Origin of the sequence: Microbacterium sp. Yaish 1 (assembly GCF_002245215.1) — a bacterium.
Taxonomy (GTDB): Bacteria; Actinomycetota; Actinomycetes; order Actinomycetales; family Microbacteriaceae; genus Microbacterium.
This window is the reverse complement of sequence record NZ_NPMR01000002.1, coordinates 263,881-287,375: the sequence shown is the minus strand read 5'-3', so window position 1 is coordinate 287,375 and position 23,495 is coordinate 263,881. Positions and strand designations below refer to the sequence as shown.

Annotated in this window: 22 protein-coding genes and 1 tRNA gene; 8 read left to right on the top strand and 15 right to left on the bottom strand. The window is 68.7% G+C overall.

Annotated elements, in window-relative coordinates:
* Window positions 1-39: 39 nt before the first annotated feature.
* The 4 genes from CI089_RS10370 to CI089_RS10355 form a co-directional block, all read right to left on the bottom strand.
* The gene (locus CI089_RS10370) at window positions 40-402 is read right to left on the bottom strand and encodes an RNA polymerase-binding protein RbpA (RefSeq protein WP_023950683.1); all 363 of its coding nucleotides are present in this window, start codon (window positions 400-402) and stop codon (window positions 40-42) included.
* 110 nt (window positions 403-512) lie between these two features.
* Window positions 513-1,283, bottom strand: a complete 771-nt coding sequence (locus tag CI089_RS10365) for a glycerophosphodiester phosphodiesterase family protein (protein ID WP_094261523.1) — start codon at window positions 1,281-1,283, stop codon at window positions 513-515.
* Complete coding sequence (locus CI089_RS10360) at window positions 1,280-2,227, bottom strand: SPFH domain-containing protein (RefSeq protein WP_094261522.1); 948 nt, start codon at window positions 2,225-2,227, stop codon at window positions 1,280-1,282. Before CI089_RS10360 ends, CI089_RS10365 begins: the two co-directional genes overlap by 4 nt.
* The gene (locus CI089_RS10355; protein WP_094261521.1) at window positions 2,220-2,705 is read right to left on the bottom strand and encodes an NfeD family protein; all 486 of its coding nucleotides are present in this window, start codon (window positions 2,703-2,705) and stop codon (window positions 2,220-2,222) included. Before CI089_RS10355 ends, CI089_RS10360 begins: the two co-directional genes overlap by 8 nt.
* Before the next feature lie 124 nt (window positions 2,706-2,829).
* On the opposite strand from CI089_RS10355, the gene CI089_RS10350 reads away from it, so the two are divergent.
* Window positions 2,830-3,594 carry an SDR family oxidoreductase gene (locus CI089_RS10350; protein WP_094261520.1) on the top strand — a complete coding sequence of 255 codons (765 nt, stop codon included), beginning with the start codon at window positions 2,830-2,832 and terminating at the stop codon, window positions 3,592-3,594.
* A gap of 2 nt (window positions 3,595-3,596) precedes the next feature.
* The gene (locus CI089_RS10345; RefSeq protein WP_094261519.1) at window positions 3,597-5,579 is read left to right on the top strand and encodes a S9 family peptidase; all 1,983 of its coding nucleotides are present in this window, start codon (window positions 3,597-3,599) and stop codon (window positions 5,577-5,579) included.
* 13 nt (window positions 5,580-5,592) lie between these two features.
* On the opposite strand, the gene CI089_RS10340 is transcribed toward CI089_RS10345, so the two are convergent.
* Window positions 5,593-6,144, bottom strand: coding sequence for a DUF308 domain-containing protein (locus CI089_RS10340; protein ID WP_094261518.1), 552 nt, complete (start codon window positions 6,142-6,144; stop codon window positions 5,593-5,595).
* Window positions 6,145-6,251: 107 nt separating this feature from the next.
* A complete protein-coding gene (locus CI089_RS10335; RefSeq protein WP_094261517.1) occupies window positions 6,252-7,169 on the bottom strand; it encodes an AEC family transporter in 918 nt (305 codons plus the stop codon).
* A gap of 118 nt (window positions 7,170-7,287) precedes the next feature.
* Here CI089_RS10335 and CI089_RS10330 point away from each other — a divergent pair, with 118 nt between their 5' ends.
* The 3 genes from CI089_RS10330 (at window position 7,288) to CI089_RS10320 (ending at window position 9,212) form a co-directional block, all read left to right on the top strand.
* Window positions 7,288-8,139 carry a phosphatase PAP2 family protein gene (locus tag CI089_RS10330; protein WP_094261516.1) on the top strand — a complete coding sequence of 284 codons (852 nt, stop codon included), beginning with the start codon at window positions 7,288-7,290 and terminating at the stop codon, window positions 8,137-8,139.
* A gap of 211 nt (window positions 8,140-8,350) precedes the next feature.
* Window positions 8,351-8,656, top strand: coding sequence for a hypothetical protein (locus tag CI089_RS10325; RefSeq protein WP_094261515.1), 306 nt, complete (start codon window positions 8,351-8,353; stop codon window positions 8,654-8,656).
* A gap of 91 nt (window positions 8,657-8,747) precedes the next feature.
* The gene (locus CI089_RS10320; protein ID WP_094261514.1) at window positions 8,748-9,212 is read left to right on the top strand and encodes a hypothetical protein; all 465 of its coding nucleotides are present in this window, start codon (window positions 8,748-8,750) and stop codon (window positions 9,210-9,212) included.
* Window positions 9,213-9,225: 13 nt separating this feature from the next.
* Here the strand turns inward: CI089_RS10320 and CI089_RS10315 are convergent, their stop codons facing one another.
* Window positions 9,226-11,127 (bottom strand): alpha-amylase family protein, encoded by a 1,902-nt coding sequence (locus tag CI089_RS10315; RefSeq protein ID WP_094261513.1) that lies wholly within the window; start codon window positions 11,125-11,127, stop codon window positions 9,226-9,228.
* Window positions 11,128-11,273: 146 nt separating this feature from the next.
* On the opposite strand from CI089_RS10315, the gene CI089_RS10310 reads away from it, so the two are divergent.
* Window positions 11,274-12,602, top strand: a complete 1,329-nt coding sequence (locus CI089_RS10310) for an MFS transporter (protein WP_094261512.1) — start codon at window positions 11,274-11,276, stop codon at window positions 12,600-12,602.
* A gap of 31 nt (window positions 12,603-12,633) precedes the next feature.
* On the opposite strand, the gene CI089_RS10305 is transcribed toward CI089_RS10310, so the two are convergent.
* The 6 genes from CI089_RS10305 to polA all read right to left on the bottom strand — a co-directional run bounded on the left by CI089_RS10305 (window position 12,634) and on the right by polA (window position 20,605).
* Entirely contained in the window at window positions 12,634-12,894 is a 261-nt protein-coding gene (locus CI089_RS10305) for a DUF6458 family protein (RefSeq protein WP_094261511.1), read from the bottom strand.
* Window positions 12,895-12,982: 88 nt separating this feature from the next.
* The gene (locus CI089_RS10300) at window positions 12,983-13,753 is read right to left on the bottom strand and encodes an SGNH/GDSL hydrolase family protein (RefSeq protein ID WP_179223310.1); all 771 of its coding nucleotides are present in this window, start codon (window positions 13,751-13,753) and stop codon (window positions 12,983-12,985) included.
* A complete protein-coding gene (locus CI089_RS10295) occupies window positions 13,743-15,095 on the bottom strand; it encodes an MFS transporter (RefSeq protein ID WP_094261509.1) in 1,353 nt (450 codons plus the stop codon). Before CI089_RS10295 ends, CI089_RS10300 begins: the two co-directional genes overlap by 11 nt.
* A gap of 43 nt (window positions 15,096-15,138) precedes the next feature.
* A complete protein-coding gene (locus CI089_RS10290) occupies window positions 15,139-16,179 on the bottom strand; it encodes an LLM class flavin-dependent oxidoreductase (RefSeq protein ID WP_094261508.1) in 1,041 nt (346 codons plus the stop codon).
* A gap of 73 nt (window positions 16,180-16,252) precedes the next feature.
* On the bottom strand, window positions 16,253-17,929 hold the full coding sequence (locus CI089_RS10285) for a DUF885 domain-containing protein (RefSeq protein ID WP_094261507.1): 1,677 nt from the start codon (window positions 17,927-17,929) through the stop codon (window positions 16,253-16,255).
* 36 nt (window positions 17,930-17,965) lie between these two features.
* Entirely contained in the window at window positions 17,966-20,605 is a 2,640-nt protein-coding gene (gene polA / locus CI089_RS10280) for a DNA polymerase I (protein ID WP_094261506.1), read from the bottom strand.
* A 58-nt stretch (window positions 20,606-20,663) separates the two neighbouring features.
* Between polA and CI089_RS10275 the strand changes: the two genes are divergently transcribed.
* On the top strand, window positions 20,664-21,119 hold the full coding sequence (locus CI089_RS10275; RefSeq protein ID WP_094261505.1) for a hotdog fold thioesterase: 456 nt from the start codon (window positions 20,664-20,666) through the stop codon (window positions 21,117-21,119).
* 62 nt (window positions 21,120-21,181) lie between these two features.
* Here the strand turns inward: CI089_RS10275 and CI089_RS10270 are convergent, their stop codons facing one another.
* The gene (locus tag CI089_RS10270; protein ID WP_023950638.1) at window positions 21,182-21,799 is read right to left on the bottom strand and encodes an ANTAR domain-containing response regulator; all 618 of its coding nucleotides are present in this window, start codon (window positions 21,797-21,799) and stop codon (window positions 21,182-21,184) included.
* 81 nt (window positions 21,800-21,880) lie between these two features.
* Here CI089_RS10270 and CI089_RS10265 point away from each other — a divergent pair.
* Window positions 21,881-21,961 (top strand) — tRNA-Leu (locus CI089_RS10265).
* Between the two features lie 58 nt (window positions 21,962-22,019).
* Here the strand turns inward: CI089_RS10265 and pyk are convergent.
* Complete coding sequence (gene pyk / locus CI089_RS10260) at window positions 22,020-23,468, bottom strand: pyruvate kinase (protein WP_023950636.1); 1,449 nt, start codon at window positions 23,466-23,468, stop codon at window positions 22,020-22,022.
* Window positions 23,469-23,495: the final 27 nt, after the last annotated feature.

The following is a 23,495-nucleotide window of genomic DNA, read 5'->3' as shown; positions in this document are numbered from 1 at the left end:
GCCCCGAAGGACCGACGGCATTCGCGGAGAGCTGGAGGCTCAGGCGCTCAGACGGGAGCCGCGGCGCTCGCGGAGCATGGCCAGACGCTCCTCGAGCAGCTCCTCGAGCTCAGGGATCGTGCGGCGTTCGAGCAGCATGTCCCAGTGGGTGCGGGCGGCCTTGTCGCCCGAGTGATCGACCTCGACGACGCCCTCGCCCACGCGCAGGAGAGCCTCGGCGCCGCACGCGCGGCACTCCCAGGTCTCGGGCGCCTCCGCGTCAGCGGCGAACGTCATGACGGTCTCGTGCTCACAGCGCGAACACACGTACGTGTGGTTCACCCGGTCGTGGAAGACGACGCCCTCTTCGCTCTGTAGGCTCGAGGCGCCGAGTCGGATGCCGCGCAAGCTGCGGTCTGCCATTGTGTGGTCCTCTCGTCGGCTATCAGTTGTAACGTGCGCAGCTGTGTGCATCATCCGAACAACGGTTCGTCATCGGGGTTTCACAGCCGATGTTCAGCGTGTCGGGGTATTCAGCGCTCTCCCGCCGCGACGGTCATGGCGCGGTCAGCTCGATCCGTGACGATGCCGTCGACGCCGGCCGCGAGCAGACGTCTCATGCCGTCCGCGTCGTTGACCGTCCAGACGTGCATCTCGACGCCCGCACGGTGGACCGCGCGGATCATTCGGGGGGAGGCGATGCGGACCGGCCCCCGGCGCTCGGGAACCTGTACCGCGTCGATGCCGCGCAGCGCACGACCCATCAACCATGGCACACCTGACGCGACGGCCGCGACGAGGGCCGCGATCCGGATCGTCCCGGCAGACGTCGCGGGTCGTCCTCCGGCGGCGTGAGCGGCCCGGAGCGCACGTTTGCGCGTTCGATCGGAGAAGCTCGTGAGGAGAACACGATCTGCGTACGGAGCCACCAGCTGCCCGACCCTCTCCGCCGCCGCGTCGGCCTTCACGTCGAGATTGAAGCACAGCGATGGGAAGGCGTCGAGCGCCTGAGCGAGCGTCACCAGCCCTCCGCGGTCGGCCATGAGCGCCTCGAGCTCACGGTCGCCGACATCCGCGATGGGACGGGGATCGCCCGTGACTCGGGAGAGGTCGGAGTCGTGGAAGAGGATCACCGTGCCGTCCGCGCTCAGGTGGCAGTCCGACTCGACGTAGCGCACGCCGAGGGCGTGAGCGGCCGCGAATGCCGCGAACGTGTTCTCGACGACGCCTTCGGAGTCGGGCGGCACGAACCCGCGGTGCGCCAGGATCCGGGGGCGCTCCGATGCGAAGTAGGGGTGCGTCACGGTGCGGGTGGCGCCGGACGCTCCGCGGTCGGCGCCGGCCGGTCGTCACGACGACCCGCGAACCCGGCGCTCATGCTCTTGAGCGCCTCGGTGAACTCGCTCGGAATGATCCAGAGCTTGCTCGACGCGCTGTCGCTGATCTTCGGCAGCGTCTGCAGGTACTGGTACGCGAGGAGCTTCTCGTCGGGGTTGCCCTCGTGGATCGCCTGGAACACGGACTGGATCGCCGCGGACTCGCCCTCGGCCCGCAGGATCTGAGCCTGCTTGTCGCCCTCGGCCTTCAGGATCTCCGCCTGACGACGACCCTCCGCCTCGAGGATCTGCGACTGCTTGGACCCTTCCGCCGTGAGGATTGCGGCGCGACGATCACGCTCGGCCCGCATCTGCTTCTCCATCGAGTCCTGGATCGAGGTGGGCGGATCGATCGCCTTGAGCTCGACGCGCGACACTCGGATGCCCCACTTTCCGGTCGCCTCGTCGAGCACGATGCGCAGCTGACCGTTGATGTTGTCGCGGCTCGTGAGGGCCTCTTCGAGGTTCAGACCACCGACGACGTTGCGCAGCGTCGTGGTCGTCAGCTGCTCGACCGCGCCCAGGTAGTTGTTGATCTCGTAGGTCGCGGCACGGGCGTCGGTCACCTGGAAGTACACGACGGTGTCGATCGAGACGACGAGGTTGTCTTCGGTGATGACCGGCTGCGGCGGGAACGACACGACCTGCTCGCGCATGTCGACGAGGGGCAGGACCCGGTCGATGAACGGCACCAGCAGGTTGAGCCCGGGCGAGAGGGTTCGCTGGTAGCGCCCGAGCCGTTCGACGACGCCCGCATAAGCCTGCGGGATGATGCGGATCGAGCGGAAGAGCACGACGATCACGAAGATCGCCAGGACGACGAGCAGGACGATCACGAAGATCTGCCCGACGAAAGCGCCGACGTCAACCACGGGTGTTCTCCTTCGAATCGGGGGAGGGGGTGCCGACCTCGACGGTCGCGCCGCGCACCGCGCGGACGACGAGGCGGGAGCCGACGGGCACGTCCGCGCGATCGTCGACGAGGCGGGCCGTCCACGTCTCGCCGTTGTCGAGCTTGACCGACCCCGTGCCGTCGACGAACGGGACGAGGACGCGGGCGCCGAGGCCCGCGAGAGCGTCCACGTTGGTCGGGATGTGCTGACTGCTGCGATGCAGCGCACGAAGCAGCAGCGGACGGATGGTGAACAGCAGCAGTGCCGACACCGCGGCCGCCGCGGCGACCTGCAGCCACCACGGAGCGGACAGGAGGTTCGTGCCCAGACCGCCGACGAGCGTTCCGCCGGCGAGCATGAGGAACGTGAACTCCAGCGTGAGCAGTTCGACGATGACGAAGATCAGGGCCAGCACGAGCCACGCTATCCACAGGTATTGCGTGAGATCGGGCAACATCGGCGCTCCTTCGTCCCTCATCCCGAACCTACCAGTCGGGGGTTCGATCCGGGCCGGTTGATAGGCTCGTGCCGTGCCGGTGGTCCGCCGTGCCGAGAGCCCTTCTTCCCCGCAGGAGCGTCACATGACTCAGCCCCTTCCCGCCGGAACCCTCACCGGTCGCACGGCACTGGTGACCGGATCGTCGCGCGGTATCGGCGCCGACACGGCGCGCTACCTCGCGCAGGCGGGGGCGAACGTCGTCATCAACTTCCGCAACAAGGCGCCCCGAGCCGAGAAGCTCGCGGCCGAGCTCCGCGACCTCGGCGTCGAGGTCCTCGTCGTCGGCGCCGACCTGACCGACCGTGCCTCGGTCGACGAGATGTTCGCCGCCGTGCGCGAAACGTTCGGCCACCTCGACCTGCTCGTCCTGAACGCATCCGGCGGCATGGAGGGCGGCATGGCCGAGGACTACGCCCTCACCCTCAACCGCGACGCGCAGCTCGGAACCCTCGATGCGGCGCTTCCGCTGCTCGAGGACGGGTCGCGCGTGGTCTTCGTCACCAGTCACCAGGCTCACTTCATCCGCACGACCCCGACGATGCCCGAGTACGAGGCCGTCGCCCTCTCGAAGCGGGCCGGCGAGGATGCTCTGCGCGAGCGCATCGGCGAGCTCGCCGAGCGCGGCATCGGATTCGTCGTCGTGTCGGGAGACATGATCGAGGGCACGATCACCGCGACGCTGCTCGAGCGCGCGAACCCGGGCGCCATCGCAACGCGGCGCGAGTCGGCCGGCAAGCTCTACAACGTGTCGGAGTTCGCCGCCGAGATCGCCCTCGCTGCCGTCGAGCCGATCCCCTCCGACAACACCCGTCTCGTCGGGGACATCTCGTCCTTCGGCGGCGAGTGACCATGCGCCCCACCGACATCGAGGCACTCATCGGCGTGGGGCGTCCGACGGTCGCCCCCGACGGCTCGTTCGCCGTGTTCGCGACGTCGCGGCCCGATATCTCGGCGAACCGGAACGTCGGACAGCTCTGGCGTATCGAGCTGCCCTCTGGCGAGGCTCACCGGCTCACCCGCGGCATCGCCGACGCTTCGCCGCGCCTCTCGCCGGACGGCCGTCACGTCGCTTTCGTCCGCGGCGACGCCGACGGGAAGCCGCAGATCCACGTGATCGCGGCATCCGGTTCGGAGCCCATCCAGGTCACCGACGCACCGCTCGGTGTCGGGGCGTACGCATGGTCACCCGCGGGCGACCTTCTCGCCTTCACAGCGCGGGTCCCGGAGCAGGGTCGCTACGGCACGGTGGAAGGGCTCGCGGCAGAAGCGGAATCCCCTCGGCGGATCACGGGCGTTCGGTGGCATGCGAACGGCATCGGCTACATCGCGGACCGCCCCGCTCAGGTCTTCGTCGTCGCCGCACCGGACCTCGGTTCCGAGCCCGCGTACGCTCCGGCCGCCGAGCCGCAGGGCGGTTCGTCGGCGCCTGCGCCCCGCGTGCCGGCGGAGGCGCGTCAGCTCACCTCCGGTGAGCTCTCCCACGACGGCGTCGTCTTCGCCGCCGACGGCTCGGAGATCCTCACCACCACGGATGAGATCGAGCGCGAACGTCGCGACCTCCGCTCACCCCTCATCGCGATCGGCGTCGACGGAACGGGGGAGCGCGTGGTCCTTCCCGCGAGCCTCTCGATCGCCGACGTCGCCGTCGCTCCCGACGGCAGCATCGCTCTGCTCGCCTCCGATGCAGGCGCCGAGGGCGTGGACTTCGTCGCCCCGGGCGTCGCGCTGTGGCTCCTCGAGGGCGATGAGCCACGGAGACTGACCGACCCGGAGACGATCGACCTCGGGGAAGTGGGCTCGCACATCACTCCGGTGGGCGACGACTTCCTCGTTCAGAACCGCACCCGCGGAGAGGTGCACCTGCTTCGCGTCTCGCGCGACGGCGCCGTCGTCCGCCTGCGCGGGGGCATGGAGGTCATCGGACACGGTGCCGACGCGGCAGGCCGGCGAATCGTCTGCGCAGTGGCCACCCACCGGTCGGCCGGCGAGCTCCTTCTCCTCGACGCCGACGGCGTGGACGCGCGGTTGCTGACCTCATTCGGAGACGCTGCGAGCCGAGCGGGCTTCGTCGTCCCGCGCGAGCTCGAGGTGACGGCGCCCGACGGCTATCCCGTGCACGGATGGGTCGCGACTCCCGAGGGCGAGGGCCCGTTCCCTGTCCTGTTGCAGATCCATGGCGGCCCGTATGCCTCGTACGGTGTCCACCTGTTCGACGAGACTCAGGTGCTCGTCGACGCCGGCTACGCCGTCGTGTACTGCAATCCGCGGGGCAGCGCCGGATACGGTCGCGCTCACGGGCGCAGCATCCGCGGGCGCATGGGCACCGACGACCTCGTCGACGTCCTCGCGTTCCTCGACGGAGCAGTCGCCTCTGACCCCCGGCTCGACGGTGGACGGGTCGGGATCATGGGCGGGTCGTACGGCGGCTATCTGACCGCCTGGACGATCGCGCACGACCACCGGTTCGCAGCGGCGATCGTCGAGCGCGGTTTCCTCGACCCCGAGACCTTCCAGGGAACGAGCGATATCGGCTCGTTCTTCGGCGACGAGTACGTCGGCACCGATCCGGCCGCGATCCGGGCGCAGAGCCCGATGGCCGTGGTCGGCCGCGTGACCACCCCCACCCTCGTCATCCATTCCGAGCTGGACTTCCGATGCCCGCTCGAACAGGCGACGCGGTACTACACCGCCCTGCGTCGGCACGGCACAGAGGCGGAGCTGCTCGTCTTCCCCGGCGAGGACCACGAGCTCACCCGCTCCGGACGGCCCCGCCACCGCGTGGAACGGTTCGAGGCCATTCTCGACTGGTGGGGGCGTCACCTCCCGGTGTGACGCCCCGCACCCGTCACGGACGGAGCGAGAGTCCGCGGATGATGTTGACGATTCCGAGGGCGACGGCCGAGATGCCGAGCAGCCACCAGAGCACGAAGACGCCCCACAGCGGCGTGAACAGCAGCATGACGCCGGCGATGATCGAGAGGATCGCGAACGCGATCGTCCAGCCTCGCGACGACGACTCGCTGACGACGGAGAGCGACACCGCGCCCTCGACGATCCACATGATGCCCACCAGGACACCGAGGAACACGGCGAACGACACGGTGAACGCGGCGAGGTTCGCGAACGCCACGATGCCGACGACCACGAAGAAGACGCCGAGCGCGATGTGCCCGACGCGGGCCCAGCCGCGCTTCGTGCGCGAGAAGACGCCGAGGGCGGCGTAGACGATTCCCGCGATGATCGCGTATGCGGCGATGATGCCCGTCAGGACCTGGGCCGTGCGCCCGGGCCAGATGAGGATCAGCAGGCCGAGAATCAAGGTCAGCACGCCGGTCAGGATCAACGACGTCCGCAGCGACCTGATGAACCTTCCGGCGATGTTCTCCGCAGTTGTCATGTCAGGGCCTCCTTCACGGGAGTCGGATGCTCCCGTCTCGCCTCACGCTACTGGACATGCGGAAGCCGTATCAGAGCGCCCCGTGCAGCGCCGGGGAGTGCCGGTGCTCAGCCGAGGAGCAGGGTCGCAGCGAGGAGCACGGGGACGCAGCCGAGCGTCGTGAGGAACACGGTGTCGCGCGAGATCGTCTCGCCGATGTCGTAGCGCTGGGCGAAGTTGAAGACGTTCTGCGCGGTCGGGAGGGCGGCGAGGACTGTGACGGCCAGGGTGTCGGCGGGGGAGAGGCCGAACATGAAAGCCGCCACCGCCCAGGCGACGAGAGGCATCGCGATGAGCTTCAACCCCGACGCCAGGAGGATGTCGCGGCGACGGCCGGATGCCGAGAGCACACGCTGGCCATGGAGCGACATCCCGTACGCGATCAAGAGCACCGGAACACAGGCGTCCGCGATGAGCTGCAGCGGATCGAGCACGATGGGCGGCAGTCGCAGACCCGAGACGGACACGATCACTCCCGCCACCGAGGCGATGACGATCGGGTTGCCGATGGTCCGTTTCAGGATCGGCAGCGGCTTGCGTTGGCCGGTGGTGACGGCCTCGAGGATCGCCATCGTGATGGGCGTGAAGACGATCAGCTGCATCAGGATGACGGGCGCCGGCAATGCGGCGGAGCCCAACAGATACAGCGACAGGGGGATCCCGATGTTGTTCGAGTTCACCTGGCCGGCCGAAAGCATACCGATGAGCGTCTCGCCGACCGATCGACGCCACACGAGCCGCGCGATCACCGCGTAGACGACGAACATCGAGACCGCGGCGATCGCGGAGACGGGCAGCAATGCGGAGAACAGGGTCGACACGTCGGCCTGAGAGAGCACGACGAACATGAGGAACGGCGACAGGACGAAGAAGATCAGGCGCGCGAGCACGGGGCGACCGTGAGGCCCGAGGAGATCGATCCGGCCGATGACGTATCCGACGACGATCGCGACCCCGACGACGACGAATCCGGTCACGACCTGCACCCCTCGAGCCTAGGGGAGTGCGGGTGCGCGCCCCGCATGAGAGCGCCACGCGGCGCGCGTTGACCCCGCTCACAGGCTGCGCTTCGTACGGTGGTTCAGACGTGGAAGAGGTGACGACATGAGACGCAGCGTGCGCTACATCCAGCTGGCCGCCGTCCAGCTGGCGGCTATCGCCGTGACGATCGCGGTGTGCGTGTTCACGACCTCCGGGCAGCACGCAGACCAGGCGGCGATGATCGCCACGACAGCGTCGAGCAATCCAATCCTGCTGGCGGCGCAGCACGTCAGCGCCAACTACATCCTCGTCGTCGCGGCCGTGACGATGGTGATCAGCATCACAGCGGCGCTCGTCAGCCGTCGGTTCGCGGAGGCTGGCGCAGCGTCGGTCGTCTTCGTCGGCGCGAGCATCGTGACGCAGGTGCTCAAGCACGACATCATCGCGCGCCCCGATCTCGCCAGCGGCTGGGGCACGTACCACAACTCCCTGCCGTCGGGCCATGCGACCATCGCGATCGCGGCGGCCTGCGCCGCGCTGTTCGCCGCCCCGACGCGCATGAAATTCGTCCTCGCACCTGTGCTCGTCGTGTGGGCCACCGTGGCCGGCATGGGCGTCATCGCCGCCGGCTGGCACCGGCCGAGCGACGTCGTGACAGCAAGTCTCGTCGTCGGCTTCTGGTGCACGATCGCTGCGCTCATGGTGAGCGCAGCCCGTCATCGCCGGGGACGCAGCTCGGTCGTGCTCACGACCGCGCAGCGCCGACTGCGCGGACTGACACCCGTCCTGATCCTGCTGGCGGCGCTCACCGCCATCGCGCTGTGCGCGTCGTACGCATCGGGATCGGAGCGCGCGCTGGCGTCGGCTCTTCTCACCGTCGCGACGATCATCGCGACTGTTCTCGGCGCTCTCGCGGTCAGCGGCGGGCTGCCGTCAGGACGATCCCGAGGACCCGCACTCGTCCCGCGCGTGTGAGCTGCTGCGGCTCCAGTCGCGGTACAGCGCTGAGATCCGATAATGCACATTATGTCAATTCGCGGGTGACGGGCGTCTCCTCCGTCCTCCCCTTGTCGCCGCGATAACAGTCGCCCCGCGACCCGCCGCGCCGATCGCAGGTCGGAGCACAACGCCGCCGATACGGTGAGTCGATGACGACACCGACGCACCTCGACGAGGCGGATGGCGCATGAGCGACGTGCCTACGACGCCGGGACGACGCGTCACGCTGGACCTGCGCCGGCCCATCCTGCACCTGATCCCCGGCGTGCGCCCGACGGTCGTGATCGATGGGCGCGGACAGCCCGCGCAATGGGGCGTCGGAACATGGCTCGTGTCCGACGACGAGGTCGTCGAGATCACCGTCTTCCTCTTCAACCGGCTCTGGCGGTTCGGCGCAGCCCAGGTCTCACTGCACCCCGACGACACCGGCTTCATCTACCGTGCTCCCCTGGTTCCCCTCGGTCCGGGCCGCGTATCCGTCACGGTCGATTGACGCCCGCCGAGCCGATCTGACTCTTTACCGTCCAGCTGGTACAGTAATCGGTCATGCTCGCTCTTGTGGAGCGCGACGAAGGGAGACGGCCATGCACATCGCTGGCTTGGATGCCGACATCATCGACGCACTGGCAGAGGTCGCGACCACCGACCACCGCCCCGATGCGCTCACGATCGGGGTATCACTCCCCGACGCCCCTGACGAACTCCCGGCGTGCATCGACGAGGTCGACGCGCTCCTGGAGCGCGAACTGAGCCGCGTGTCACCCCGCATCCTCGTCGCCGTGGTCCACGCCGCCGGGCGGCTGGCGGACGGCCGCGTCTTCGCGAGCGAGCTGATCGACCACGCGAGCGTACACTCGAGCAACTCGCTGGGCCGAGACCTGACCGCTGTCGGCATCGTCCTGGATGACGAACAGGACCGCGCGCTCGTGGCGCGTCGTATCGCTGAGCACCTCAGCGGCCGGAGCAACCTCGGCGACGGCACGGTCGTCACCGCTCACGACCTGCGACGCAGCACGCTGCGCGATCTGATCCTCGAGGACGTCCTCTGACGGCGTAGCCGACTCAGCGCCGGCGGACGCGCAACCACACGGACGCGTGCGCAGGCAGCACGAGGCCGCGCCCCAGGTCGACCATGCAGTCATGGACGAGGTCGGACGCAGACTCTTCGAGCCCGCTCAGGGTCTCGGATAGGATCGTGGCAGGCTCGTCGCCGACATTGGCGAGGACCAGGACCGCTCCCCCGGCGTCGTCGGCAGCCGGCCGGGTGAAGCCCACGACCGCAGCCAGGGATGTGTGGAACGGGACGAGCTCGTTGCCGGCGAATTCCGGAGTCTGTCGACGCACATCGATCAAGCGCCTCAGCCGCGTGAAGACCCGCCCGGGGACCGTGGACCCGTCCCGGCGCTCCTCGTACCGCTCGTGGGGGCGCTCGGGCCGGTGCGCCCATCGGCTGTCTCCGCGCCGCGCGGGGTCGCCCTGGAAGGTGTCGTCGTTGAGCTGTGCCACCTCGTCGCCGAGATACAGCAGCGGGATGCCGCCGGTGGACATCGCGAGCGCATGCGCGAGCACGACCCGGTCCTCACCGCCGTCGTCGCCCGCGGCGATCCCGGCCAGCGAGGCCGTGGTGCCCGCGATGCGGGCATCGCCGGTGCGCGGGTTCTCCTGGAACGGGTAGCCGCGAGAGAACGACCCGTCGAAGCGACCGATGTAGAACTCGTTGAGGAAGCGCCGGTGCGACCCGGCGTCGATGCCGAAACGCGCGGCATCCTCATCCGCGAACGTCCAGCCGATGTCGTCGTGGCTTCGAACGTAGTTGACCCACGCGGTCCTGGGAGGGAGCGCGTGGCGCTCGTCGAGCGCGAGCTGAAGCAGGCGCGCGTCTCGGGTCGCCAGCGCCTCCCAGGTCAGCGCCATCTGCAGCGGGTTGTAGGAGAGCTGGCACTCGTCGGGCGAGATGTAGTCCTGCACCTCGTCGGGATGCACGATCGCCTCGGACTTGAACAGCACCGCCGGCGCCGCGATGCGCAGCAGGGCGTTGAACGCCTGGAGGAGCAGGTGCGCCTCCGGCAGCGATTCGCACGCCGTCCCGAGGCGCTTCCAGATGAAGGCGACGGCATCCATCCGGAGGATCTCGACGCCCTGGTTCGCGAGGAAGAGCATTTCCCCCGCCATCGCCGTGAAGACATCGGGGTTGGCGTAGTTGAGATCCCACTGGAACCGGTAGAAGGTGGCCCAGATCCACCGGCCATCGGGAAGCGGCACGAACGCGCCCGGATGATCGTCCGGAAAGATCTCGCGCGTGGTCCGCTCGTACGCATCGGGGAGCTCGCGGTCGGGGAAGATCAGGTAGAAGTTCTCGTAGACCGGGTCGCCGGCGAGGGCCCGTTTCGCCCACTCGTGCTCGTTCGAGGTGTGGTTGAAGATGAAATCGAGGACCAGCGAGATGCCCGCCTCACGCAACTCGCTCGCGAGCGCACGCAGATCAGCCATCGTCCCGAGGGCCGGATCGACCGTGCGATAGTCCGAGACCGCGTAGCCGCCGTCGTTCTCGCCCTCGGGCCTGTCGAACAGCGGCATCAGGTGCAGATAGGTGAGACCGAGCTCCCGGAAGTACGGGATCATCCCGCGCACGCCATCGAGATCGCCCGCGAACCGATCCACGTAACAGACGCCGCCGAGCATCTTCTCGGACTCGAACCAGGTGGGCCGCGCGACCCTGTCGCGGTCGAGTCGCCTCAGTGCAGCGGGCCGATCGGCGCGCGCGTCGAGCACGGCATCGATGAGGGTCAGGAGCGACTCGAGTGAGGTCGACCCTTCGCCGTAGAGCGCGCAGAACAACCGGTGCAATCTCGGGAACTCGGCTCGTAGCCGGGCCACCGTCTCGCCGTCGACCGGCTGCTCACGGCGTGCGACGTGCTCGACGACGATCGCGGCGTCGGTCTCGAGATCCGAGAGCGCGGTCATCGCAGGACCACCGGAGCACTCATGCTCCGCATCATGTCAGACGACCACGACGCCGGACACCGGGGGCCGTGCGGGTAGACGCCGACGCCGGAGTAGCGTAGAAGGGTGATCTCCCCGGCGCCTCCCCTGCTCGGACGGATCGGTCGATGACGGCCGCAGCGCGGATGAGCGGCCCCGGGCTCCGGGCGTGGCTCGTCTGGGGAACCGGTGTGGCGGCGTATGTGCTGTCCATCACGAACCGGACGTCGTTGGCGGCCGTGGGCGTCGATGCCGCCGAGCGCTTCCAGGCGGATGCCGCGACCCTGTCGATGTTCGCCGTCGTCCAGCTCGCCGTGTACGGCGGGATGCAGATTCCGATCGGCGTCCTGCTCGATCGATACGGTTCGCGCCCCATCATGACGATCGGCATGATCCTCATGGCTGTGGGCCAGCTGACCATGGCCCTCTCCCCCAGCGTCGGCGTGGCGATCGTCGCGCGCATGCTGCTCGGTGCCGGTGATGCGGCCATCTTCCCGGCCGTCCTCCGGCTGGTGGCCACGTGGTTCCCGGCGCAGCGCGGGCCGCTGATGGTGCAGATGACCGGCATCCTCGGGCAGGCGGGGCAGCTCATCGCCGTGATCCCGCTCTCCGCGCTCCTGCATGCCACCAGCTGGTCGGTGACCTTCGGCAGCGTCGCGGGCCTCGGTGTCCTGTTCGCCATCCTGGTGTTCCTGCTCGTACGCAATCATCCGCCGGAGGTCGATCGCGACGTCAGCGTCGACACCGACACGGGCGCCATCCGGGTCGTCACCTCGAGCGTCGACACGGGCGTCGGCATTCGCGCCGCCTGGGCGCATCCGGGTACCCGGCTCGCGTTCTGGTCGCATTTCACGACGCCGTTCGCCGGTACCGCGTTCATCCTCCTGTGGGGCATACCGTTCCTCACCGCCGGCGAGGGACGCACGCAGGCCGAAGCGACACTCATCACGACGCTCTACGTCTTCGCCGGGATGGCGCTCGGGCCGATCATGGGCGAGCTCTCCCGCCGCATCCCCAACCTGCGCTCGCGCGCGCTCGTCCTTCCCGCCGTCGGAGTCCAGCTCGTCGCCTGGACGGCGGTGATCCTGTGGCCGGGCACCGCGCCGGCGTGGCTGCTCGTGGCACTCGCGATCGCCCTCGCTACCGGCGGCCCGGCGTCGATGATCGCATTCGACCACGCCCGCACGCACAATCCCTCGCATCGTCTCAGCACGGCCACGGGGCTGACGAACGCCGGCGGCTTCCTCGCCGCCCTGATCGCGGTGTTCAGCATCGGAGTGGCGCTCGACCTCCAGGGTGCCGGAACTCCCGCGACGTACTCGCTGGAAGCGTTCCGCATCGCGTTCCTCACGCAGGTGCCCCTCTGGCTCATCGGCGGTGCGTTCATCGCGATCGAACGCAAGCGCACCCGCATCCACATCGGGATGGACGTACCGAAACTGCCGCGACGGGCGTGACCCCACCGCGGCCGTTCCCAGCAGCCGTGTCTCAGAGCATCGGGTCGCCCGACGTGCTCGTGCTGTTGCGGGTGACGCGCTGGCCGCTCGCGGGGTCGACGGCGGTACGGCTGACGGTCTCGGTCTGACGGCGGCGCACCATCAGGATGAGACCGATGAGGAAGATGAGGGCTCCCGCACCCATCAGGATGTAGCCGATGAGGTCGAAATTCACCCACTCGACCTCGACGTTCACGGCGAACGCGAGGATCGCGCCGATGACGAACAATGCGATTCCGGCACCAATGCTCATGTCAGTTCCCTTCGGGTGTGCGGACCCGTAGATCGTGGCGCGCGCGCGTGGTTCCGCGCACCGGCTTGACACCCGCTCTCGCGACGTGTCAGGAGCGCGGCGCGACCTCGATCCAGGAACCGAACTTCGGCTGCCGGTTGTCCCCCGACGAACGACCGGTGAGTCGCCGACGGACCCAGGGAGCGAGGTGCTCGCGGAAGTACTCACCGCGCGCGAGGACAGGCGTCTGCTCGTCGGCGGGAAGCGACCACCACTCCCCCGGCGCTTCGAGGCCGAGAGAGCCGAGCACCCGAGCGGCAACCCGATGGTGGCCGCGGGCGTTCATGTGGAGCCGGTCGGCCGACCAGTAGGACGGATGAGTCAGGGCACGGTCGTACCAGTTCAAGGCGCGGACGACGTCGTCGCGATCCGCGATGCGCTTGACGACGGCATCCGAGAGCGCATCGCCGCGTCGGTTGATCAGGCCGCCCAGCGGCAGCTGCGCAGACGGGTTCGCGCCCGAGAGCAGGATGAGGCGGACGCCTTCTTCGTCGCATCGGCGCAGCACCTGCACGAAGGCGTCGACGATGTGCGCGATCGACGTGCGCGGGCGCAGCATGTCATTGCCACCGCCGTTGAAAGACAGGTGAGTGGGGCGCAGCGCGAGGGCGGCTTCGAGCTGTTCGTCGACGATGGGCCGCACGAGCTTGCCGCGGATCGCGAGGTTGGCGTACTGCACGGGTCGCCCCGTCGCGTCGGCCCAGCCGGCGGCGACGAGATCGGCCCAGCCGCGCACGGCGCCGTCGGGCAGCTCGTCTCCCACGCCCTCGGTGAACGAGTCGCCGATGGCGACATAGCGCACCTGTGATTCAGCGGTCATCGAGCGACACTCCCCTGCGGTCGACGAGTCCCCAGGCACCGGCGGCGGCGAGGACGAAGAAGAAGGCGAACACGACGAAGAGCACGGGCGCGCCGCCCCACAGCAGCAGGGGCGGGACCGACAGCGGCGCAAGGATGGATGCGATCCGGCCGATCCCGGCAGCCCATCCGGCGCCGGTGCCGCGCAGCGACGTCGGGTACATCTCCGGCGTGACGGCGTACAGGGCGCCCCAGGCGCCGAGGTTGAAGAACGACAGCGCCATACCGGCGCCGATGATGACGGCCTCGGTCCCGGCCGTTCCGAACACGACGGCGGATGCCGCAGAGCCGATGAGGAACACCGACAGGGTCAGGCGTCTGCCCCAGACCTCGATCAGCCAGGCCGACACGGCGTAGCCCGGCAGCTGAGCGAGAGTGATGATCAGGGTGAACCCGAACGATCGCACGAGGTCGTACCCCTGCGTGTACAGGATCGTCGGGATCCAGATGAAGGCGCCGTAGTACGAGAAGTTGACGCAGAACCAGACCAGCCACAGGCTCGCGGTGCGGCCGCGGAACTCGGACGACCAGAGCGCGCGGAGCCGGCCGGTCGACGACACGGCGGCGGGCGCGGCGATCGGTTCCGCTCCGACGACAGCGCTGATGTCGCGCGACGTGGTCGCACTGTTCGTCTCGAAGCTCCGGACGACCGCCTCGGCCTCGGCGTGTCGGCCGCGGCGTTCGAGCCACCGGGCCGACTCGGGGAGCCCCCAGCGCACGACCAGCGCGTACACCGCGGGGATCGCGCCCACGACGAATGCCCAGCGCCATCCTTCGTCGGCCTGCGGGATCACGAAGTAGCCGATCAGCGCGGCCGCGGTCCAGCCGACGGCCCAGAAGGCTTCGAGGATGACGATCACCCGGCCGCGGATGCGGGCGGGCGCGAACTCGCTCACATAGGTGCTCGCGACCGGCAGCTCCGCGCCGAGACCGAGTCCCACGACGAAGCGCAGGACGAGCAGCATCGCGAGCCCGCCGACCAGAGCGCTCGCCCCGGTTGCGACTCCGTAGACGAGGAGCGTGACCGCGAAAACGGAGCGCCGACCGAACCGGTCTGCCAGCAGCCCGCCGAGGCTCGCACCGATCGCCATGCCGGCGAAGCCGGCCGACGCGATCCACGACGCCTGCGAGGTGTCGAGCGACCACTGTGCGATCAGCGCCGTGATGATGAACGAGATGAGCCCGACGTCCATCGCATCGAGGGCCCATCCCAGCCCGGATCCGGTCAGGATTCTCAGGTGCCGACGGCCGAAGGGCAGATCGTCGAGGCGGCGCGCCACCGAGGGCGTCGCGGTATCGGTCATTCGACCATGCTATTGACCCGCGACGGCCTCGGACGCCACTCGGTCAGTCGTCGGCGAGCATGTCCCGTACGAGAGGCGCGACCTTCGTGCCGTAGAGCTCGATCGAGCGCATCATGCTCTCGTGGGCGAGCGTCCCGTGCGAGAACTTCAGATCGAACCGGTCGAGCTCCAGCGTGCGAATCGTCTGCGCGAGCTTGCGCGCGACGGTCTCGGGCGAGCCAGCGTAAACCGCGCCGTCGGGGCCGAGATCGTGCTGGAACTGCAGGCGCGAGTAGGGCGGCCAGCCGCGCTCGGCACCGATCGCGTCACGGTTGACCTTCATCGCCGGGAAGAGCTCCTCCCACGCCTGCTCGTCGGTGTCGGCGACGTGGCCGGGCGAGTGGACCCCGACCGGAAGCCGGTCGGCACCCATCGCATCGCGGGTGCGGTGGAAGAGATCGACATAGGGGCGGAACCGCGCGGCACCGCCGCCGATGATCGCCAGCATCAGGCCGTACCCGTTGTGGGCGGTTCGCAGCACCGACTCGGGCGAGCCCCCGACGCCGACCCACGCACGGAGGCCGTTCTCGGTCTTCGGGAAGACATCGGCATCCGTCAGCGCCGGGCGGGTCCGGCCCTGCCAGGTGACCGGCTGCTCGGACCGCAACCGGCCGAACAGGTCGAGGCGCTCCTCGAAGAGGATCTCGTAGTCGGCGAGATCGAACCCGAACAGCGGGAACGACTCGGTGAACGATCCCCGTCCGAGAATGATCTCGGCGCGGCCGTTCGAGACGGCGTCGAGAGTCGCGAATCGCTCGTAGACGCGCACCGGGTCGTCGCTCGAGAGGACCGTGACGGCGGTACCCAGGTGGATGTCCTTCGTGCGCGCGGCGGCAGCGGCGAGCACGATCTCGGGACTCGAGACGGCGAACTCGCGCCGGTGGTGCTCCCCCACCCCGAAGAAGCTCAGGCCGACCTCATCGGCGAGCACCGCCTGGTCGACGACGTTTCGGATGGTCTGCGCGTCGGAGAGCAGCTCGCCGTCGGCGCCACGGGTGACGTCACCGAACGTGTCGAGGGCGAACTGGACGGATGTCGCGGTCATGGGTGGCCACCTTTCATTCACCCGCATACAACGACGGGGCGGGAAGAGTATTCCCGCCCCGTCGTCGATGCTCTCAGTTCTGCGCGAGCGCCAAGCGCAGCGTGTCGAGCCCGACCCCACCGAGCCGCAGCGCCTTCATGTGGAACGCCTTGACATCGAATCGGTCGCCCGCCCGCGCCGCGAAGTCGTCGCGGATCTGCTCCCAGATACGCTGACCGACCTTGTACGACGGCGCCTGCCCCGGCCAGCCGAGGTACCGGTTGACTTCGAAGCGGATGAACTCCTCGGGCATGTTCACGTTGCGCTTCATGAACTCCAGCGCGTAGTCCGCATCCCACACGCCCTCACCGTCGGGACGCTCCTTGCCCAGGTGCACGCCGATGTCGAGGACGACGCGAGCGGCCCGCATCCGCTGGCCGTCGAGCATGCCCAGTCGGTCTGCCGGGTCGTCGAGGTAGCCCAGCTGCTCCATCAGGCGCTCGGCGTAGAGCGCCCAGCCCTCGGCATGTCCGCTCGATCCCGCGAGCAGGCGGCGCCACGAGTTGAGCTCGAAACGGTTGTACACCGCCTGCGCGATCTGGAGATGGTGGCCCGGAACGCCCTCGTGGTACACCGTGGTGAGCTCACGCCAGGTGTCGAATGAGTCGACACCCTCCGGCACCGACCACCACATGCGACCGGGGCGTGAGAAGTCGTCGGTCGGACCGGTGTAGTAGATGCCGCCCTCGTTCGTCGGGGCGATCATGCACTCGAGGGTGCGGATGGGTTCGGGGATGTCGAAGTGGGTGCGCCCCAGCTCGTCGACCGCCCGGTCGCTCGTCTCCTGCATCCACTTCTGCAGGGCCTCGGTGCCGTGCAGCTTCCGGGACTCGTCCTTCTCGAGGTGCGCGACCGCCTCTTCCACCGTCGCGCCCGGGAGGATCTCGTTCGCGATGGACTCCTGCTCGGCGACCATGCGGGCCAGTTCCTGGAGGCCCCACTCGTAGGTCTCGTCGAGGTCGATCGTGGCGCCGAGGAAACGGCGGGAGTGCAACGCGTACAGCTCACGCCCGACCGCGTCGGTCTCGCCCGCTTCGGGGAGCAGCTCGCCGGTGAAGAAGGAGGCGAGCGCGTCGTAGGCGACGCGAGCCGCGTTGGCGTTGTCCGCCAGCTCACGGGCCAGCGACGCCGGCAGCCCACCCTCGCTGGGCGCGGCTTCAGCGGCGAACGTCGCGAAGAAACCGGTGTCCGCTGTGTAGCGACCGATCTGCGTGGCGACCTCGGAGACCTGACGGCGCGCCGGCACGATGCCTCGGGCAATGCCCTCGCGGAGCGTCTCGATGTAGCCGTCGATCGCGGCCGGAACCGCACCGAGACGGTCTGCGATGACGCTCCAGTCGTCGACCGTGGCCGTGGGCATGAGGTCGAAGGTGTTGCGGATCTCCTGAGCGGGCGACGCGATGACGTTGACGTCGCGGAGGTGCGCGCCGGCCTCGGCGAGCTCGATCTGCAGACGCAGGTCGCCGGAGAGGTCGGCCTTCGTGACGACATCGACGTCGTCGGCCGGCTCGGCGGCATCGAGTGCGGCGAGAGTGCTGCGAGCGGCCTCGAGGGCTCGGGCGGTGCCGGCCGGCGAGTAGTCGTCGAGTCGTGCGTTGTGCTCGAAACGGCCGATGTACGTCGCGAGCCCGGGTGAGAGCTCTGCCAGAGTGTCGACCCACGCATCGGCGATCCGGTCGATCGGCGTGGGGGTGCGCTGTGCTTCGGTCATCCTCCGAGCCTACTGCGGCACCCCCGCGCGACGAGATCAGTGACCGGCGACGTCCCAGTCGCCCCCGCGGCCGATCTGCACGTCGAGAGGGACGGTCAGTTCCGCGGCGTCACCCATGCGGTCGCGGACGATGCGCTCGGCAGCATCCCACTCCCCCTGCGCGACCTCGACGACGAGCTCATCGTGAATCTGCAACAGCACGCGTGATCGGAGCCCTTCGGCCCGGAACTCGCGGGCGATGCGGAACAGCGCGATCTTCATGATGTCGGCGGCGCTGCCCTGGATAGGGGCGTTGAGCGCCGCACGCTCCGCGTTCTCCCGCAGGACCCGGTTCGGGCTCGCGAGGTCGGGGAACGGGCGGCGCCGACCGAAGATGGTCTCCGTGTAGCCATCGATGCGCGCCTGCTCCACGCTCGAGCGCAGGTAGTCGCGCACCGCTCCGAAACGGGCGAAGTACTCGAGCATCAGCTGCTTGGCCTCGGACTGCTCGATGCGCAGCTGCTTCGACAGGCCGAACGCCGACAGGCCGTAGACGAGTCCGTACGACATGGCCTTGACCTTCGTGCGCATGGCCGGCGTGACATCCGCCGGCTCGACGCCGAAGACGCGCGCGCCGACGAAGCGGTGGAGGTCTTCGCCCGACACGAACGCCTCGATGAGGCCCGGGTCTTCGGAGAGGTGCGCCATAATCCGCATCTCGATCTGCGAGTAGTCGGCGGTCAGCAGTGTCTCGTACCCCTCTCCGACCTCGAAGGCGGCCCGGATGCGGCGGCTCTCCTCATTGCGGATGGGGATGTTCTGCAGGTTCGGGTCGGTGCTCGAGAGCCGGCCGGTCTGGCTTCCCGTCTGCACGTACGTCGTGTGGATGCGGTCGTCGGCGGCGATCGCGGTGTCGAGCGACTCGATGATCTGACGCAGCTTCGTGGCCTCCCGGTGCTGAAGCAGCAGCTCGAGGAAAGGATGGGGATTCGATTCCTGCAGGTCAGCCAGCACGGCGGCATCCGTGGAGTAGCCCGTCTTCGTCTTGCGGGTCTTCGGCAGCTGGAGCTGCTCGAACAGCACCTCCTGCAGCTGCTTGGGAGAACCGAGGTTCACCTCGCGCTCGATCGTCGCGTAGGCGCGCTGCGCGATGTCGTCGGCGCGCGCGGCGAGCTCGGCGGAGAAGGAGGAGAGCTTCTCGTGCGAGACCGCAACGCCGGCCAGCTCCATATCGGCGAGAGCGTCGAGCGTGGGCAGCTCGATGTCGCTGAGCACCGACAGTACCGACGCGGGCATCTCCGCCCGCACGGCCTCGGCGACACGCAGCGCGAACCACGACAGCTGCCCAGGGGTCGCGCCCTCGGTCTCGGGAACGAGCTGCGTCGGGTCGGCTTCGGGCAGCTTCTCGTCGAGGTACCGGTGAACGAGGTCGGCGAGGGTCTTGTCGGGGAAGCTCGGCCGGAGGAGCCATCCCGCCAGGATCGGGTCGAAGACGAGACCGCCCAGGCGCACCCCGCCGCGCCGGAGCGCCTTGACCTGCAGCTTCGCGTCGGAGAGCACCTTGGGCGCGTCGGACTCGAGCCACGGGCGAAGCGCCTCGGCGACGTCATCGCTCCACGTGGCCTCGACCGCTTCGTCGGCATCGGCCAGGCCGATGCGCTGCGGGAAGCCGCCGGCGACCATGACGGTGACACCGACTTCGCCGGTGCGCGCGGCAGCCCAGGCGCCGAGGTCGGATGCGGACAGCTCGGCGGCGCTCGGCGCCGGAACGGCGGGCGCGGCGGTCTCGACGGCCATCGCGGGATCGGCCCCCGCGGCCTCGAAGACGCGCGGGAGCAGTGTGCGGAACTCGAGCCGGGCGAAGATGTCGCGCACCGCTTCGGCATCGATCGGGCCGACAGCGAGGTCTGCGGGCGTGACGCCGAGCTCGACGTCGCGCAGCAGCCGGTTCAGCGAACGGTTGCGCCGCACGTCGTCGAGGTGATCGCGCAGGTTGCCTCCCACGACGCCGCCGATCTTGTCGGCGTTCTCGAGCAGCGCGTCGAGAGAACCCCACTGCGTGAGCCACTTCACCGCCGTCTTCTCGCCGACCTTCGGGACACCGGGGAGGTTGTCGCTCGTCTCACCCACGAGAGCGGCGATATCGGGATAGTTCTGCGGCGGCAGCCCGTACTTCTCGACGACCGTCTCGGGCGTGTAGCGCTTGAGCTGAGACACCCCCTGGACGCTCGGGTAGAGCAGGGTGACGTCGTCGGTGACGAGCTGGATGGTGTCGCGATCGCCCGAGCAGACGAGGACATTGAAGCCCTCTGCGGCGCCCTGCGTCGCGAGGGTGGCGAGGATGTCGTCGGCCTCGTAGTCCTCCTTCGTCAGCACCGTCACGTTCATGGCGGCGAGGCACTCCTGCAGCAGCGGGATCTGCCCCTTGAACTCCGCCGGCGACTCGGATCGGTTCGCCTTGTACTCCGTGTACTCGCGCGTACGGAACGACTGCCGAGAGGTGTCGAAGGCGACCGCCAGGTGCGTCGGCTTCTCGGCCTTGATCAGGTTGACGAACATCGACAGGAAGCCGTAGATGCCGTTGGTGTGCTGGCCGTCCTTCGTCGTGAAGTTGTCGACCGGCAGCGCGAAGAACGCCCGGTAGGCCAGCGAATGGCCGTCGACGACGAGAAGGGTAGGCTTTGCGGAGTCCGTCACCCGTCCAGCCTAACGACGACCACGGACACCACGACCCGCTGCGACCGAGGGGTGGAGCATGCCCGACAACACCGACACCGGCACCGGCACCGGCACCGGCACCGACGCCGGCCTCGCGTGGGCGCAGGGCCGCGGCAAAGGCGCGCTCGCGGAGCGCATGGGCATCGAGTTCACGGAGTTCACCACCGAGCGGTGCGTCGCCACCATGCCCGTCGCGGGCAATACGCAGCCGGTCGGTCTCCTGCACGGCGGTGCATACGTCGTTCTCGGCGAGTCCCTCGGATCCATGGCGGCCAACATGCATGCCGGTCCGGGCCGGCTCGCCGTCGGCGTCGACATCAACGCCACGCACACCCGCTCCGCGACCAGCGGGATCGTCACGGGGGTCTGCACTCCGCTGCACCTCGGCCGGTCGATGACGGTCCACGAGATCGTCGTCTCCGACGAGCACGGACGCCGCTGCTCCACCATCCGCATCACGAATCTCATCAAGGACGCTCCTGCGGCATCCTGATCCGACGACGAAGCCCCCTCCCGATCCGGGAGGGGGCTTTCACGTCGCCGGGGGGGCGCGGACTACTTCTTGGGCGCGAGCTGCTCGATGATGGCCTTGGCGACGTCCTGCATCGTCAGACGGCGGTCCATTGACGCCTTCTGGATCCAGCGGAACGCCTCGGGCTCGCTCAGGCCCATCTTCTCGTTGAGCAGGCCCTTCGCCCGGTCGACCAGCTTGCGGGTCTCGAAGCGCTCCACCATGTCGGCGACTTCGGCCTCGAGAGTGATGATCTGCTCGTAGCGCGCCAGCGCGATCTCGATGGCGGGGAGCAGGTCGTTCGGCGTGAAGGGCTTGACGACGTAGGCGAGCGCACCGGCCTCGGTCGCCCGCTCGACGAGCTCCTTCTGGCTGAACGCCGTCAGCAGGACGACGGGGGCGATGTGCGCCTTGCCGAGCCGTTCCGCGGCCGAGATCCCGTCGAGGACGGGCATCTTGACGTCCATGATCACCAGATCGGGACGAAGCTCGGTCGCGAGCTGGACGGCGGTCTCGCCGTCGCCGGCTTCACCGACGACGTCGTACCCGTTATCGCGAAGGATCTCGACGATGTCGAGTCGGATGAGCGACTCGTCTTCGGCCACGACGACACGACGCGGTGCGGGAGCGGCCGACGTGGGGGCCTCTTCTTGCTCTGTCACCTTTCGATCCTACGGTATGGGCGTTCCGGCCACGCTTCCGTCGGACGGCGCGGCACGAGGCGGTATTGTCGATGTGCGTGCGCCGGTGTGGCGGAATGGCAGACGCGACCGACTCAAACTCGGTTGTCTTCGGACGTGTGGGTTCGACTCCCACCACCGGCACGACGAAAGGGCGGGCACCTCGTGGAGAGGTGCCCGCCCTTCGGCATTCACACGGTGATTACTGGACCGCCTGGTAGATCGGCGCGCGACCGTTGACGGCGTCGCCGATCTTGTGGATGCGGATGTCGTTGGTCGATCCCTGGATCCCGGGAGGGGACCCGGAGATGACGACGACCTTGTCGCCGACCTCGGCGAGGCCGTTCGAGAGGAAGTAGTCGTCGACCTGGTGGAACATCAGGTCGGTGTGAGCGACCTGTTCGACGAGGCTGGAGCGGATGCCCCAGGTGAGGGCCATGCGACGACGGATCGCCGGGTCCGGCGTGAAGGCGATCATCGGGATCTCGGGGCGCAGCCGCGACATGCGGCGGGCGGTGTCACCGGACTCGGTGAACATGCAGAGGAACTTCGCCTCGATGAACTGAGCGACCTCCATCGCGGCGAGCGTGATCGCGCCGCCCTGCGTGCGCGGCTTCGCCGTCAGCGGTGCGATGCGCTCGAGACCGTGGGTCTCGGTCGAGTCGACGATGCGCGCCATGGTCTCGACGACGACGACGGGGTACTTGCCCACGCTCGTCTCGCCCGAGAGCATGACCGCGTCGGCACCGTCGAGGACGGCGTTGGCGACATCGCTCGTCTCAGCACGAGTCGGCACGGGGTTCTCGATCATCGACTCGAGCATCTGAGTCGCGACGATGACCGGCTTGGCCATACGGCGGCACAGGGCGACGGCCTTCTTCTGCACGATCGGCACGGCCTCGAGCGGGAGCTCCACGCCGAGGTCGCCGCGCGCGACCATGATGCCGTCGAAGGCGTCGATGATCTCCTCGAGGTTCTCGACCGCCTGCGGCTTCTCGATCTTCGCGATGACGGGGACCTTGCGGCCCTCCTCCGCCATGATCTCATGCACGCGCGTCACGTCGGCGGCGTCGCGCACGAACGAGAGCGCGATGATGTCGGCGCCCTGCTGCAGCCCCCAGCGCAGGTCCGCCTCGTCCTTGTCCGACAGCGCCGGAACGCTCACGGCCACACCGGGCAGATTGATGCCCTTGTTGTTGGAGACGGGGCCGGCGACGATGACCTTCGTCGTGACGACCGAGCCCTCGACCGACACGACCTCGACGCGGACCTTCCCGTCGTCGATGAGCAGGAAGTCGCCGGGCTTGACGTCTCCGGGCAGGCCCTTGAAGGTCGTCGAGACGATCTCCTTGGTGCCGAGGATGTCGTCGGTGGTGATCTTGAAGATGTCACCGACCGCGAGCTGGTGGGGTCCGTTCTCGAACTTGCCGAGACGGATCTTCGGCCCCTGGAGATCGACCAGGATCGCCACGGGACGGCCCGCGTCGTCGGCGGCCTTGCGCACATTGGCCCAGCGGACCTCGTGCTCCGAATAGTCTCCGTGGCTGAGGTTGAATCGGGTCACGTCCACGCCGGCGTCGATGATGGCTCGCACCATCTCGTAGCTGGCTGTGGCCGGTCCCAGGGTGGCGACGATCTTGGCGCGTCTCACTGAATCTCCGGTGGTCTCGGGTCGGGA

Excerpts from the sequence above, each read along its gene's own strand:
- CI089_RS10370 (WP_023950683.1), bottom strand. The coding sequence starts at position 402 with ATGGCAGACCGCAGCTTGCGCGGCATCCGACTCGGCGCCTCGAGCCTA.
- CI089_RS10350 (WP_094261520.1), top strand. The coding sequence starts at position 2,830 with ATGACTCAGCCCCTTCCCGCCGGAACCCTCACCGGTCGCACGGCACTG.
- CI089_RS10320 (WP_094261514.1), top strand. The coding sequence starts at position 8,748 with ATGCACATCGCTGGCTTGGATGCCGACATCATCGACGCACTGGCAGAG.
- CI089_RS10330 (WP_094261516.1), top strand. The coding sequence starts at position 7,288 with ATGAGACGCAGCGTGCGCTACATCCAGCTGGCCGCCGTCCAGCTGGCG.
- CI089_RS10340 (WP_094261518.1), bottom strand. The coding sequence starts at position 6,144 with ATGACAACTGCGGAGAACATCGCCGGAAGGTTCATCAGGTCGCTGCGG.
- CI089_RS10300 (WP_179223310.1), bottom strand. The coding sequence starts at position 13,753 with ATGACCGCTGAATCACAGGTGCGCTATGTCGCCATCGGCGACTCGTTC.
- CI089_RS10285 (WP_094261507.1), bottom strand. The coding sequence starts at position 17,929 with ATGACCGAAGCACAGCGCACCCCCACGCCGATCGACCGGATCGCCGAT.
- CI089_RS10310 (WP_094261512.1), top strand. The coding sequence starts at position 11,274 with ATGACGGCCGCAGCGCGGATGAGCGGCCCCGGGCTCCGGGCGTGGCTC.
- CI089_RS10345 (WP_094261519.1), top strand. The coding sequence starts at position 3,597 with ATGCGCCCCACCGACATCGAGGCACTCATCGGCGTGGGGCGTCCGACG.
- CI089_RS10315 (WP_094261513.1), bottom strand. The coding sequence starts at position 11,127 with ATGACCGCGCTCTCGGATCTCGAGACCGACGCCGCGATCGTCGTCGAG.
- CI089_RS10295 (WP_094261509.1), bottom strand. The coding sequence starts at position 15,095 with ATGACCGATACCGCGACGCCCTCGGTGGCGCGCCGCCTCGACGATCTG.
- CI089_RS10305 (WP_094261511.1), bottom strand. The coding sequence starts at position 12,894 with ATGAGCATTGGTGCCGGAATCGCATTGTTCGTCATCGGCGCGATCCTC.
- CI089_RS10325 (WP_094261515.1), top strand. The coding sequence starts at position 8,351 with ATGAGCGACGTGCCTACGACGCCGGGACGACGCGTCACGCTGGACCTG.
- CI089_RS10290 (WP_094261508.1), bottom strand. The coding sequence starts at position 16,179 with ATGACCGCGACATCCGTCCAGTTCGCCCTCGACACGTTCGGTGACGTC.
- CI089_RS10355 (WP_094261521.1), bottom strand. The coding sequence starts at position 2,705 with ATGTTGCCCGATCTCACGCAATACCTGTGGATAGCGTGGCTCGTGCTG.
- CI089_RS10275 (WP_094261505.1), top strand. The coding sequence starts at position 20,664 with ATGCCCGACAACACCGACACCGGCACCGGCACCGGCACCGGCACCGAC.